Origin of the sequence: Meridianimaribacter sp. CL38, from assembly GCF_004328055.1 — a bacterium.
In the GTDB taxonomy this organism is placed as follows: Bacteria; Bacteroidota; Bacteroidia; order Flavobacteriales; family Flavobacteriaceae; genus Gaetbulibacter_B; species Gaetbulibacter_B jejuensis.
In genome coordinates this window covers 106,164-120,138 of sequence record NZ_QKWS01000001.1, presented here as the reverse complement: position 1 = coordinate 120,138, position 13,975 = coordinate 106,164, and the positions used below count along the sequence as shown (strand labels likewise).

The 13,975-nt window shown below is 34.0% G+C and carries 14 protein-coding genes and 5 tRNA genes; all 19 read left to right on the top strand.

What is annotated here, in order from left to right:
- The first annotated feature begins 6 nt into the window (after positions 1-6).
- The 19 genes from DMZ43_RS00595 (at position 7) to rpoB (ending at position 13,915) form a co-directional block, all read left to right on the top strand.
- Complete coding sequence (locus DMZ43_RS00595) at positions 7-885, top strand: ComEA family DNA-binding protein (protein WP_131505773.1); 879 nt, start codon at positions 7-9, stop codon at positions 883-885.
- 19 nt (positions 886-904) lie between these two features.
- Positions 905-2,071 carry an acyl-CoA dehydrogenase family protein gene (locus DMZ43_RS00590; RefSeq protein ID WP_131505772.1) on the top strand — a complete coding sequence of 389 codons (1,167 nt, stop codon included), beginning with the start codon at positions 905-907 and terminating at the stop codon, positions 2,069-2,071.
- Between the two features lie 12 nt (positions 2,072-2,083).
- Positions 2,084-3,511, top strand: a complete 1,428-nt coding sequence (locus tag DMZ43_RS00585; RefSeq protein ID WP_131505771.1) for a carboxypeptidase-like regulatory domain-containing protein — start codon at positions 2,084-2,086, stop codon at positions 3,509-3,511.
- 107 nt (positions 3,512-3,618) lie between these two features.
- Positions 3,619-3,813, top strand: a complete 195-nt coding sequence (rpsU, locus tag DMZ43_RS00580) for a 30S ribosomal protein S21 (protein ID WP_129759061.1) — start codon at positions 3,619-3,621, stop codon at positions 3,811-3,813.
- 99 nt (positions 3,814-3,912) lie between these two features.
- Positions 3,913-4,803: a tyrosine-type recombinase/integrase gene (locus tag DMZ43_RS00575; protein ID WP_131505770.1), complete on the top strand. Its 891-nt coding sequence runs from the start codon at positions 3,913-3,915 to the stop codon at positions 4,801-4,803.
- 39 nt (positions 4,804-4,842) lie between these two features.
- Positions 4,843-5,145 carry a ribosome hibernation-promoting factor, HPF/YfiA family gene (gene hpf / locus DMZ43_RS00570; RefSeq protein ID WP_129759059.1) on the top strand — a complete coding sequence of 101 codons (303 nt, stop codon included), beginning with the start codon at positions 4,843-4,845 and terminating at the stop codon, positions 5,143-5,145.
- 101 nt (positions 5,146-5,246) lie between these two features.
- Positions 5,247-5,320 (top strand) — tRNA-Thr (locus DMZ43_RS00565).
- Between the two features lie 32 nt (positions 5,321-5,352).
- Positions 5,353-5,435: transfer RNA gene (locus DMZ43_RS00560), tRNA-Tyr, on the top strand.
- Between the two features lie 31 nt (positions 5,436-5,466).
- Positions 5,467-5,539, top strand: a tRNA-Gly gene (locus DMZ43_RS00555).
- Positions 5,540-5,548: 9 nt separating this feature from the next.
- Positions 5,549-5,620: transfer RNA gene (locus DMZ43_RS00550), tRNA-Thr, on the top strand.
- 60 nt (positions 5,621-5,680) lie between these two features.
- Positions 5,681-6,868: an elongation factor Tu gene (tuf, locus tag DMZ43_RS00545; protein WP_129759058.1), complete on the top strand. Its 1,188-nt coding sequence runs from the start codon at positions 5,681-5,683 to the stop codon at positions 6,866-6,868.
- A gap of 64 nt (positions 6,869-6,932) precedes the next feature.
- Positions 6,933-7,005: transfer RNA gene (locus DMZ43_RS00540), tRNA-Trp, on the top strand.
- Positions 7,006-7,021: 16 nt separating this feature from the next.
- Positions 7,022-7,216, top strand: a complete 195-nt coding sequence (gene secE / locus DMZ43_RS00535) for a preprotein translocase subunit SecE (RefSeq protein ID WP_129759057.1) — start codon at positions 7,022-7,024, stop codon at positions 7,214-7,216.
- Between the two features lie 10 nt (positions 7,217-7,226).
- Complete coding sequence (gene nusG / locus DMZ43_RS00530) at positions 7,227-7,784, top strand: transcription termination/antitermination protein NusG (protein WP_129759056.1); 558 nt, start codon at positions 7,227-7,229, stop codon at positions 7,782-7,784.
- Positions 7,785-7,854: 70 nt separating this feature from the next.
- Entirely contained in the window at positions 7,855-8,295 is a 441-nt protein-coding gene (gene rplK, locus DMZ43_RS00525) for a 50S ribosomal protein L11 (RefSeq protein ID WP_129759055.1), read from the top strand.
- A gap of 12 nt (positions 8,296-8,307) precedes the next feature.
- On the top strand, positions 8,308-8,997 hold the full coding sequence (rplA, locus tag DMZ43_RS00520; protein ID WP_129759054.1) for a 50S ribosomal protein L1: 690 nt from the start codon (positions 8,308-8,310) through the stop codon (positions 8,995-8,997).
- A gap of 18 nt (positions 8,998-9,015) precedes the next feature.
- Entirely contained in the window at positions 9,016-9,537 is a 522-nt protein-coding gene (rplJ, locus tag DMZ43_RS00515; RefSeq protein WP_129759053.1) for a 50S ribosomal protein L10, read from the top strand.
- Between the two features lie 63 nt (positions 9,538-9,600).
- Positions 9,601-9,978, top strand: coding sequence for a 50S ribosomal protein L7/L12 (rplL, locus tag DMZ43_RS00510; protein ID WP_129759052.1), 378 nt, complete (start codon positions 9,601-9,603; stop codon positions 9,976-9,978).
- Between the two features lie 124 nt (positions 9,979-10,102).
- A complete protein-coding gene (rpoB, locus tag DMZ43_RS00505) occupies positions 10,103-13,915 on the top strand; it encodes a DNA-directed RNA polymerase subunit beta (protein WP_129759051.1) in 3,813 nt (1,270 codons plus the stop codon).
- Positions 13,916-13,975 lie beyond the last annotated feature (60 nt).

Genomic DNA, 13,975 nt, shown 5'->3' with positions numbered 1-13,975 from the left:
ACTATTATGAAAAATATTAAATCTCATTTCATGTTCACTAAGCAACAACGGAATGGGATTTTTTTATTGTTGCTACTCATCGTTGCGTTTCAGTGTGTTTACTTTTTTGTTGATTTTAGTGAAACTGAAATAAAAGTGGATGAAAACGGGTTAAGTAATTTTAAAGCTGAAATAGATTCGCTTCGATTAGTTGAAATTGAAAACCGAAAACCAAAACTATATCCTTTTAATCCAAATTTTATTACCGATTACAAAGGCTATACTTTAGGAATGACCAATGAAGAAATTGATAGATTGTTAGCTTACCGAAAACAAAATAAATGGATTAATTCGGTACAGCAGTTTCAAGAAGTTACTCAGGTTTCAGATTCTTTATTGAATGCAATTTCTCCTTATTTTAAGTTTCCAGATTGGGTTACTAATCCTAAGCCTAAAACTACTTTTCAATATCAAAATAATAATACACCTAAGACCTACAATCAAAAGCAAGATTTAAACAAGGCGACAGCTGCTCAACTTCAAAAAGTGAATGGTATTGGAGAAACACTTTCTGAGCGAATTGTTCAATATAGAAATAAGTTTCAAGGTGGTTTTATGGCTGATGTTCAACTTACAGAAGTATATGGATTATCACCAGAAGTTATTGAACGTCTTACAAATGAGTTTACCGTTAAAACGCCAAGAGTAGTAAAAAAGATAAATTTAAACACAGCTACAAGAGACGAATTGGTTGCCATTCAGCATATTGATTATGAGATTGCACATGCCATAATTGAACAGAGAACTTTACGAGAAGGATTCAAATCTTTGGACGATTTAGCAAAAGTTAAAGACTTTCCACTAAATAAAATTGAGATAATTAAGTTATATTTGACACTCAATTAATGACATAAAAAAAGCATATATGAATAGCATGTACTTCACGGAAGAACATCAATTGTTTAGACAAAGTTTACAAGATTTTTTAAAGAAAGAGGTCGTTCCACATATTGAAAAATGGGAAAAATCAGGAACCGTAGAACGTTTCATCTGGGAAAAGTTTGGAGAGATGGGATTTTTTGGTTTAGCATATCCTGAAGAGTATGGAGGCTTAAATCTCGACTTGTTTTATACTGTTATTCTTTTGGAAGAACTTCAAAAAATTAACTCTGGTGGTTTTGCAGCAAATATTTGGGCGCATGCGTATTTAGCAATGACTCATGTAAATGCAGAAGGTAGTCATGACATAAAAGAAAAATATTTAGCACCTAGTATTACAGGAGAAAAAATAGGTTGTCTTTGTATTACTGAACCTTTTGGTGGAAGTGATGTTGCAGGTATGCGTACCACAGCAGTTAAAAAAGGTGATACTTATGTAATCAATGGATCAAAAACATTTATTACTAATGGTGTGTATAGCGACTATTTGGTAGTTGCTGCTAAAACAAATCCTGAAGCAGGAAATAAGGGTATTAGTATTTTTATTATGGATAGAGATACTCCAGGTATTTCTGCAACCAAGTTAGATAAATTAGGTTGGAGAGCTAGTGATACTGCTGAGATAGCTTTTGATAATGTTACCATTCCTGCAAGTAACTTAATGGGAGAAGAAAACAAAGGCTTTCCATACATTATGCAGCACTTTTCTTTAGAGCGATTAATTATGGGAATCAATGCACATGCAAGAGCTGAATATGCTTTAGATTATGCTAAACAGTATATGAGTGAGCGTATCGCTTTTGGAAAAACGATTGATAGATTTCAAGCCTTAAGACATAAATTTTCCGATTTATACACAGATATGACTATTTGCAAAGAATTTAATTACTCAGTAGCTTACAGATTAAATAAAGGTGAATATGTAGTTAAAGAAGCAACCATGAGTAAGCTTAAATCTACTAAAATGGCCGATGATGTTATTTATCACTGCCTACAGTTTTTAGGTGGATATGGTTATATGGAAGAGTATCCAATGGCACGTTTACTTCGCGATAGTAGATTAGGACCAATTGGTGGAGGTACATCAGAAATCCTTAGAGAAATATTGGCAAAAATGATTTTAGATAATAAAGACTATAAGCCAGCAACATAAAATCCCAAACAAATGAACTTAACTCACTTAAAAAAAGGCGTTGTTTTAATTTTTGGAATATTCAGTTTAACTAGTTTTGGTCAAACTGAATTAAAAAATAAAATAGTTGACTTTGCTACTTTAATGCCATTAGAAAGTGCTAGTATTTATGTTCAAAATACAACAATTGGTACTGTGAGTAATGCAGATGGAAAGTTTGTATTGTTAGTGCCACAAGAATATGAAAAGGATACACTTGTAATTTCTTCAATAGGATACAAAACCTTTAAAACACCTGTTAACGAATTTGATAATGGTTTTGAAGTGTATCTAGAAGAAGATATAGCCTCATTAGATGAAGTCTTATTGGTTGCCGAAACAAGACCCAAAACAGGTAACGACATTGTGTTGAAAGCACTAGAGAAACTAAGTGTAAATTTACCAGATTCGGCGTATCTTCAAAAAGGATTTTTAAGACATAAAGAACGAAATACTAAGGAATTTAAATGGCTTGTTGAAAGTGCAATAACGGTTTACGATTCCGGATACCAAGCTAGCTCAAAAGACCATCTCAAAATTAATGTTGATGAAGTTAGAAAAAGCTACGACCTTAGAGATGTTGATAGCTTGTTGATTTATACCTCTTATTTAAAGTATCATCACAAGATGAGAAATCTTAAAGCTAAAAACCTAAAGCGAGATACCATTAAAACTGCGTCTTTAGTAAAAGCAATTAAGTGGAATGATACAAGGGTTAACGGACTGCAAAATCTTTTTCAAGGCAAACTCAATTTGTTGAGAAATTCTAACACTTCAAAATCGCTTTTTGGTGAGGATATATTAAGTAAACATCATTTTGATTTAGATACTATTTTGGTAGATAATGAAAGAAAAATCTACAAAATAAAAATTTCAAAAGGTACAGATTTTATAGGTTTAGATACCGAAGGGATTTTCAACGAAGGTTATGAAGCCGATGGATGGATATATATCTATTATGATAACTATGCTGTAAAAAAGATCGAGTACGATTTAATTGCAGCTTCACCTGCTCAAAAAAGCCGAAGCAAGGCATTGTTTGGGACACAGTTAAATCATAAACTTGTGATTAATTATATGGAGTATCAGGATAAAATGTATCCAAGTTATATTTATTATGAAACACCTAAGTTGGTTAATGTAGGTTCTAATACAGATGAAAAAATTACCGACGAAGAAAAAGAACGTTATAATAAAGAAGAACGCTACTATTATACAGTACAAGAAGTGTTGTTTACTGAAATTATTTTAGACCGAGAAGAAGTGCACAAAACTCTTGAAGGCACATGGAATAATGATATATTTATGGTAAAACCATATAACAAATCATTTTGGGATAACTACAACACTTTATTAGAAAGTGAAGAAGATGAAAAGTTAATTCAAGACCTTACCAAACGCTCAAAATTATTTAAGGATTAACAAGGTGTCATTAAGGCGATTAAAAAAAATATTTTTTTAATTGCCAGTAATAAATTTGTTTTTATATTTGCGCACCGAAATTTTAAAAGAGAGGAGGTTAAGACACTATGTTAATAATACCAGTTAAAGAAGGAGAAAATATAGATAGAGCGCTAAAGCGTTTTAAGCGTAAGTTTGACAAAACAGGAGCTAAACGTCAATTGCAAAATCGTAAGCAATTTACAAAGCCTTCAGTAGAGCGCAGAGCACAAATTCAAAAAGCGCAATACATCCAAAGATTAAGAGATCAAGAAAATATCTAATATTTACTTAATGATACAATAAAGTCCTGTAGAAATACAGGACTTTTTTTATTCATAACAAATATAAACTTTGTACATTTAGCATATATACGTATGCTAATGCCTTTCAAATCATTTACAGAATATCTTACCCACGAGAAAAACTACTCGCCACTTACAATAAAGTCATATAAAAATGATTTGAGTACGTTCTTGCAGTTTATTGTTGATGAGTTTGAACAAGACACTATTGATACTGTAAACTATCAACAAATAAGAAGTTGGATAGTACAACTCGTAGAGAGTGGTATATCCAACAGGAGTATCAACCGAAAAATTTCATCGCTCAATTCCTATTATAAATTTCTTATCAAAACCAAGACAATCACTGTAAATCCATTAGCAAAACATAAAGCGCTTAAAACAGATAAAAAAGTCCAAATTCCATTTTCGCAGCAAGAAATTGAAACCGTTATTAAAGAGTTGCATTTCGAAACAAGTTTTGAAGGATTAAGAGATAAATTGATTATTGAACTTTTTTACGCGACAGGAATTCGACGTATAGAATTAGTGCAAATAAAAATCACAGATATTGATTTATCTAATAAAACGTTAAAAGTACTTGGTAAGAGAAATAAAGAAAGATTCATTCCGTTAATTAATTCTGTAATTGATTCAGTAAAGGCGTATTTGCTGGCTAGAAATGATTTAGAAAAAATCGTTGATAAAGATTTTCTTTTTTTAACAAAAAAAGGGTTAAAAATTTACGAAAATCTTGTTTACAGAATTATAAATGATTATTTTAGTAAAGCATCTACTAAAGTAAAAAGGAGTCCGCATATACTAAGGCACTCATTTGCTACTCATTTGCTTAATCAAGGTGCAAATTTAAATGCTGTAAAAGAACTTCTTGGACATTCAAGTCTTGCAGCAACTCAAGTTTATACTCATAATAGTATAGAAGAATTAAAAAAAGTGTATTCAAATGCACATCCAAGAAGTAAAAAATGAACAAGATAAATTAATGTCTAACCACTAAAAAAGAAGAGTATGAAAGTAAACACGCAATCCGTTAACTTTAGTGCTGACAAAAAGTTACTAGACTTCATCCAAAAAAGAATGGATAAGTTAGATTTGTTTTATGATAAAGTTATACAAGCAGATGTATATCTTAAAGTAGAAAACACAAGTGAGAAAGAAAATAAAATCTTTGAAGCAAGGCTTAGCGTTCCTGGAGATCGCTTTGTTGTAAAAAAACAATGTAAAACTTTTGAAGAAGGTGCAGACACTGCAGTTTCATCGTTAGAAAGACAGTTAAAAAAGCGCAAAGAAAAATTAAGAGCACATATGTGATAAAAATTTTCAAAAAATGTTTTGAATAAATAAATAAATCTTTACATTTGCAGTCCGTTAGAAATAGCGGGCTTTTTTTATTGCAAAAAAAGTGAATAAAAGCCGATGTAGCTCAGCTGGCTAGAGCAGCTGATTTGTAATCAGCAGGTCGTGGGTTCGAGTCCCTCCATCGGCTCAAGTTCTTTAAAAAAAGTATTGATAAATTTTGGGGAGATACTCAAGCGGCCAACGAGGACAGACTGTAAATCTGTTGTTTTTTAACTTCGCAGGTTCGAATCCTGCTCTCCCCACAATTATTCTAAGACTAGACCTTTTAAAAATGCGGGAGTAGCTCAGTTGGTAGAGCGTCAGCCTTCCAAGCTGAATGTCGCCGGTTCGAACCCGGTCTCCCGCTCATTTTTTAGCCGGTGTAGCTCAGGGGTAGAGCGTTTCCTTGGTAAGGAAGAGGTCACGGGTTCAAATCCCGTCATTGGCTCATTTGAAACGTACAATTAAAATTGAACACTAATATTAAATAAGATTAAATAAATTAAACATGGCAAAGGCAACTTTCGATCGTTCAAAACCACACTTAAACATTGGTACTATTGGACACGTAGATCACGGTAAAACAACTTTAACTGCTGCTATTACTAAAGTATTAGCTGATGCAGGTTTTTCAGAAGCAAGATCATTTGATCAAATTGATAACGCTCCAGAAGAGAAAGAAAGAGGTATCACTATTAATACTTCTCACGTTGAATATCAAACAGCTAATCGTCACTATGCTCACGTTGACTGTCCAGGTCACGCGGATTACGTAAAGAACATGGTAACTGGTGCTGCTCAAATGGATGGAGCTATTTTAGTTGTTGCTGCAACTGATGGTCCTATGCCACAAACTCGTGAGCACATCCTTTTAGGTCGTCAAGTAGGTATTCCAAGAATCGTTGTATTCTTGAATAAAGTTGATATGGTTGATGATGAGGAGTTATTAGAGTTAGTAGATATGGAAGTTAGAGATTTATTAAACTTCTATGAGTATGATGGAGATAATGGTCCTGTAGTTTCAGGTTCTGCATTAGGTGCATTAAACGGAGAACAAAAGTGGGTTGATACAGTAATGGAGCTTATGGAAGCTGTTGATAACTGGATTGAAGAGCCACAACGTGATATGGATAAGCCTTTCTTAATGCCTATCGAAGATGTATTCTCTATTACAGGTCGTGGTACTGTAGCAACTGGTCGTATCGAGACTGGTGTTGCTCAAACTGGAGATCCAGTAGAAATTATTGGTATGGGAGCTGAGAAATTAACTTCTACAATTACTGGTATTGAAATGTTCCGTCAAATTCTTGATAGAGGTGAGGCTGGAGATAACGCTGGTATCTTATTAAGAGGTATTGAGAAAACTCAAATCTCTAGAGGTATGGTAATTACTAAGCCAGGTTCTGTAACTCCGCACCAAAAGTTCAAAGCTGAGGTTTATATCCTTAAGAAAGAAGAAGGTGGACGTCACACTCCATTCCACAACAACTACCGTCCACAGTTCTACGTACGTACAACTGACGTAACTGGAAACATTGCGCTTCCTGATGGAGTTGAAATGGTAATGCCTGGAGATAACCTTACTATTACTGTTGAATTAATTCAACCAATTGCAATGAACGTAGGTTTACGTTTTGCGATCCGTGAAGGTGGTAGAACAGTAGGTGCTGGTCAGGTAACTGAAATTTTAGATTAAAATTTTAATATAGAATATTAAATTAAGGTGTCTTGTTTTTAGCAAGACGCCTTGATTTATATTTACGGGTTTAGCTCAGTTGGTAGAGCACTGGTCTCCAAAACCAGGTGTCGGGAGTTCGAGTCTCTCAACCCGTGCAAATAAGAAAAACAGATGGCAGGAATTATTAATTATATAAAAGAATCCTTTGAGGAATTAAAGAATAATGTATCATGGCCAACTTGGTCTGAAGCACAAAACCTAACAGTATTGGTTGCAGTGTTTTCAATTATTTTCTCACTCGCTATTTGGGGTGTTGACACTGTTTTTAGTAAAGTTATTAAAGCGTATTTTGATTTAATTGGCTAAAACAAATTTGATGTCTGAAACAAAAGGAAATAAAAAGTGGTATGTAGTTAGAGCTGTAAGTGGTCAGGAAAACAAAATTAAAACTTATATAGAGAATGAAATTTCTCGATTAGGTTTAGAAGATTTTGTTGATCAAGTTTTGGTTCCTACTGAAAAAGTGATTCAGATACGTAACGGAAAAAAAACACATAAAGAACGTGTGTATTTTCCAGGTTACATTATGATTCAAGCTAATTTAAGTGGTGAAATACCACATATTATAAAGTCAATAACAAATGTTATTGGGTTTTTAGGCGAAACAAAAGGAGGAGATCCTGTGCCTTTAAGACAGTCTGAAGTAAATAGAATGTTAGGTAAAGTAGACGAGTTGTCTGTAGATGCTGATGCTAATATCGCTATTCCTTTTACTTTAGGAGAAACTGTAAAAGTTATAGATGGACCATTCAATGGATTTGATGGTACTATCGAAAAAATAAATGAAGAAAAGCGTAAACTTGAAGTAATGGTTAAAATTTTCGGAAGAAAAACACCATTAGAGTTAAGTTATATGCAAGTTGAAAAAGTTTAATAATTGTTACCATATATAGTATGTCTTTTTGCTTCCAAATTAAAAGGCGTACAAAACTAAATTTATTAAAATGGCAAAAGAATTAAGTAAAGTAGTTAAGCTACAAGTTAGGGGAGGTGCAGCGAATCCGTCGCCACCAGTTGGACCCGCTTTAGGAGCTGCTGGAGTTAATATCATGGAATTTTGTAAGCAATTCAACGCTAGAACTCAGGATAAACCTGGTAAAGTTCTTCCAGTTGTAATTTCTGTTTACAAAGACAAATCTTTTGATTTTGTAATTAAAACTCCACCTGCAGCTGTACAATTATTGGAAGCGGCCAAAGTAAAAAAAGGATCTGGTGAACCTAACCGAAAAAAAGTAGCTAAAGTAACTTGGGATCAAGTTAAAGCGATAGCTGAAGATAAAATGCAAGATTTAAATGCATTCGAAATTTCATCAGCTATGAAAATGGTTGCAGGTACTGCAAGATCAATGGGTATCACAGTTAAAGGCGGTGAAGCACCTAACTAAAAAATTTTTGAAATGGCAAGAATAACAAGAAAGCAAAAAGAAGCAAGAGCTAAAGTTGAGAAGAATAAATTATATTCTCTTGAAGAAGCTTCGGCTTTATTAAAAGAAATAACTTACACAAAATTCGATGCTTCAGTTGATTTAGCTGTAAGATTAGGAGTTGACCCTCGTAAAGCAAACCAAATGGTAAGAGGTGTAGTTTCTCTTCCACATGGTACAGGTAAAGACATGAAAGTGTTGGCACTTGTAACACCAGATAAAGAAGCAGAGGCTAAAGAAGCTGGTGCTGATTATGTTGGTTTAGACGAGTACTTACAAAAAATTAAAGATGGTTGGACAGATGTTGATGTTATCATCACTATGCCAGCTATTATGGGTAAGTTAGGACCATTAGGTAGAGTATTAGGACCAAGAGGTTTAATGCCAAACCCTAAAACTGGAACTGTAACAATGGATGTTGCTAAGGCTGTAGCTGAAGTAAAAGCAGGTAAAATTGATTTTAAAGTAGATAAAACAGGTATTGTACACGCGCCAATAGGTAAAGCATCTTTTAGTGCAGATAAATTGGTAGGTAACGCAAACGAGTTACTATCAACTTTAATAAAATTAAAACCAACTGCAGCTAAAGGTACTTACGTAAAAAGTATTTACATGTCTAGCACAATGAGTCCAAGTATATCAATAGATACAAAAATAGGATAGTAGTTAAACTTTAATATTATGACAAGACAAGAAAAATCACAAGTAATTGAAGAGTTAACTGCTCAACTAGCAGATAATACCAATATTTATATTGCTGATATATCTGGATTAAACGCAGGAAACACTTCAGATTTACGTAGAGCTTGCTTTAAAGCTAACGTAAAACTAGCTGTAGTTAAAAATACATTACTAACAAAAGCTATGGATGCTTCAGAAAAAGATTTTGGAGATTTACCATCTGTACTTAAAGGTAACACTTCAGTAATGTATTCTGAAACTGGTAATGCTCCAGCAAAAGTAATTAAAGCATTCCGTAAAAAATCTGATAAGCCTTTGCTTAAAGGAGCTTTTATTGAAGAAGCAATTTACATTGGTGATGAGCAATTAGATACTTTAGTTGATATCAAATCTAGAGAAGAGTTAATTGGTGACATAGTAACATTGTTACAATCACCAGCTAAGAACGTTGTTTCAGCTCTTAAATCAGGAGGTGGTAAACTAGCAGGTATCATTAAAACATTATCCGAAAAAGAAGGATAATAATCAATTAAGTACGCACTTAAACAAATTATATTATTTAAAAAATTATTAAAACGATAGAAAATGGCAGATTTAAAAGATTTCGCAGAACAATTAGTTAATTTAACAGTAAAAGAAGTAAACGAATTAGCTACAATTTTAAAAGACGAATATGGTATCGAACCAGCTGCTGCTGCTGTTGCAGTTGCTGCAGGTGGAGCTGCTGCAGGTGGTGAAGCTGCAGAAGAAAAATCAGAATTCGATGTAATCCTTAAAGCAGCAGGTGCTTCTAAATTAGCAGTTGTAAAATTAGTTAAAGAATTAACTGGTTTAGGATTAAAAGAAGCTAAAGAATTAGTAGATGGTGCACCAAGCGCTATCAAAGAAGGCGTTTCTAAAGACGAAGCTGAAGGTTTAAAAACTTCTTTAGAAGAAGCTGGAGCAGAAGTTGAGCTTAAGTAAGCTTAACCCATAGCCTACAAATTATGGTTTAGGTCTAGAGGTTGCCTCTAAGACCTAAACCCTTTTGTGTATATAAATGTATACGCAAACAAAATTATTTTTTTAATCAAAATCTCGTTCATCGATGTTAGCAAAAAAAGCTGAAAGATTAAATTTCTCTTCTATTGTAAATAGAACTGAATATCCAGATTTTTTAGATATTCAGATTAAATCCTTCCAGGATTTTTTCCAGTTAGAGACGAAATCAGAAGAAAGAGGGAACGAAGGTCTTTACAATACCTTCATGGAAAATTTCCCAATCACAGACACACGTAATCAATTTGTATTAGAGTTTTTGGATTATTTTATTGATCCACCAAGATATACCATTGAGGAATGTATAGAAAGAGGTCTAACATATAGTGTTCCACTTAAAGCAAGGTTAAAATTATATTGTACAGACCCTGAGCATGAAGATTTCGAAACTATTGTTCAGGATGTGTATTTAGGTACAATACCTTATATGACACCTAGTGGTACATTTGTTATAAATGGAGCAGAGCGTGTGGTTGTTTCCCAATTGCATAGATCACCTGGTGTTTTCTTTAGCCAGTCGTTCCATGCAAACGGAACCAAGCTATATTCGGCAAGAGTAATTCCTTTTAAAGGTTCTTGGATAGAATTTGCTACAGATATCAATAGCGTTATGTACGCTTATATTGATAGAAAGAAAAAATTACCTGTTACAACACTTTTCCGTGCTATCGGTTTTGAGCGCGATAAAGATATTCTTGAAATTTTTGATTTAGCTGAAGAAGTTAAAGTATCAAAATCAGGATTAAAGAAAGTAATTGGTCGTAAACTAGCTGCTCGTGTACTTAACACATGGCATGAAGATTTCGTTGATGAGGATACTGGAGAAGTTGTATCTATCGAGCGTAACGAAATTGTTTTGGACCGTGATACAATCATAGATAAAGATAATATAGAAGAAATCCTTGAAGCAGGTGTAAAAACTATTCTTTTACATAAAGAAAGTGCACAACAAGGAGATTATGCTATTATTCACAATACATTACAAAAAGATCCAACAAACTCTGAAAAAGAAGCTGTTGAACATATTTACCGTCAATTGCGTAATGCTGAGCCGCCAGATGAGGAAACAGCACGTGGTATTATTGACAAATTATTCTTCTCAGACCAACGTTACTCATTAGGTGAAGTAGGTCGTTACAGAATGAACAAAAAATTAGGTCTTGATATTGGAATGGATAAGCAAGTACTTACCAAAGAGGATATCATTACCATTATAAAATATTTAATTGAGCTTATTAACTCTAAAGCAGAGATTGATGATATCGATCACTTATCTAACCGTCGTGTACGTACAGTAGGAGAGCAATTGTCATCTCAGTTTGGTGTTGGTTTAGCTCGTATGGCTCGTACTATTCGTGAGCGTATGAACGTTCGTGATAACGAAGTGTTTACACCTATCGATTTAATTAACGCGAAGACTTTATCTTCAGTAATTAACTCGTTTTTTGGTACAAACCAGTTATCTCAATTTATGGATCAAACCAATCCATTAGCTGAGATTACTCACAAACGTCGTTTATCAGCTTTAGGACCTGGAGGTCTTTCAAGAGAAAGAGCAGGTTTCGAGGTACGTGACGTTCACTATACACACTACGGAAGATTATGTCCAATTGAAACTCCTGAAGGACCAAACATTGGATTAATTTCTTCACTTTCAGTTTATGCTAAAGTAAACTCAATGGGATTCATTGAAACGCCTTATAGAAAAGCTGAAGAAGGAGTTGTTGATATCAAAAATGCGCCAACATATTTAAGTGCTGAAGAAGAAGAAGATATGTTGATTGCTCAGGCTAATATTCAAGTAGATGATAAAGGAAAAATCCTTGAAGACAAGATTATTGCTCGTCAAGAAGGTGATTTCCCTGTAATAGACCCTGTAAACGTTCATTATACTGATGTTGCTCCTAACCAAATTGCATCTATATCTGCATCGTTAATTCCATTCTTGGAGCATGATGATGCAAACCGTGCATTGATGGGATCAAACATGATGCGTCAAGCAGTACCATTATTACGTCCGCAAGCTCCTATTGTAGGAACAGGTCTTGAGCGTCAAGTAGCTTCAGATTCAAGAGTATTAATAAATGCTGAAGGAAATGGAGTTGTAGAGTATGTTGATGCTAATGAAATTGTAATTAAATACGAGCGTACAGAAGAAGAAGCAATGGTAAGTTTTGATAGCGATACTAAAACTTATCCACTTGTAAAATTCAGAAAAACTAACCAAGGTACTTCAATCAACTTAAAGCCAATTGTAACAAAAGGTGATAAAGTTGTAAAAGGACAAGTACTTTGTGAAGGTTATGCAACTGAAAACGGAGAACTTGCTTTAGGAAGAAACATGAAAGTAGCCTTTATGCCTTGGAAAGGGTATAACTTTGAGGATGCGATTGTGATTTCTGAAAAAGTAGTTCGTGATGATATATTTACTTCTATTCATATTGATGAGTACTCATTAGAAGTTAGAGATACCAAGTTAGGTAACGAAGAGCTTACTAATGATATTCCTAACGTTTCTGAAGAGGCAACTAAAGACCTTGATGAAAACGGTATGATTAGAATTGGTGCTGAGATTAAACCAGGTGATATCTTAATTGGTAAGATTACACCAAAAGGAGAAAGTGATCCAACACCTGAAGAAAAACTTTTAAGAGCAATATTTGGAGATAAAGCAGGAGATGTTAAAGATGCATCACTTAAAGCTTCACCTTCATTACATGGAGTTGTAATCGACAAAAAATTATTCTCAAGAGCAATTAAAGATAAGCGTAAAAGAGCAAAAGATAAAGAAGATATCGAAGCTCTAGAGAACATCTACTACAAGAAGTTTGACGACTTAAAAGATGTATTAGTAGAAAAACTATTTGCTATCGTAAATGGTAAAACTGCTCAAGGTATCTTTAACGATCTTGGAGAGGAAATTATACCTAAAGGTAAAAAGTACACGCTAAAAATGTTAAATGCTGTTGATGATTATACGCACTTAACATCTGGTACTTGGACTACTGATGATCATACCAATGCACTAGTTGCAGACTTAATCCACAACTATAAGATTAAGGAAAATGATCTTCAAGGTTCATTACGTCGTGAGAAGTTTACCATCTCTGTTGGTGACGAGTTACCAGCAGGAATTATCAAATTAGCTAAGGTTTATGTTGCTAAAAAACGTAAACTTAAAGTAGGTGATAAGATGGCAGGACGTCACGGTAACAAAGGTATCGTAGCACGTATCGTTCGTCAAGAAGATATGCCTTTCCTTGAAGATGGAACTCCAGTTGATATTGTATTAAATCCACTTGGTGTACCATCACGTATGAACATTGGTCAGATTTATGAAACTGTTCTTGGTTGGGCAGGTCAAAAATTAAACCGTACTTACGCAACACCAATTTTTGATGGAGCTACATTAGATCAAATTAATGAGTTTACTGATGAAGCAGGTGTACCAAGATTTGGACATACATACTTATATGATGGTGGTACAGGAGATCGTTTTGATCAACCAGCAACAGTAGGTGTAATTTACATGATCAAATTAGGTCACATGATTGACGATAAGATGCACGCTCGTTCTATTGGACCATACTCATTAATTACGCAACAACCACTAGGTGGTAAAGCACAATTTGGTGGTCAGCGTTTTGGAGAAATGGAAGTTTGGGCACTTGAAGCTTATGGAGCATCAAGTACTCTACGTGAAATCTTAACAGTAAAATCTGATGATGTTATAGGTAGAGCTAAAACTTACGAAGCTATCGTAAAAGGAGAGCCAATGCCAGAACCAGGACTACCTGAATCTTTCAACGTATTAATGCACGAATTGAAAGGATTAGGATTAGATATTAGATTAGAAGAATAAATTTTAGGTGAATTCGTTTTGGTCTTCTTTTAATGGAGACCAAAGCGATTAACTATAGAC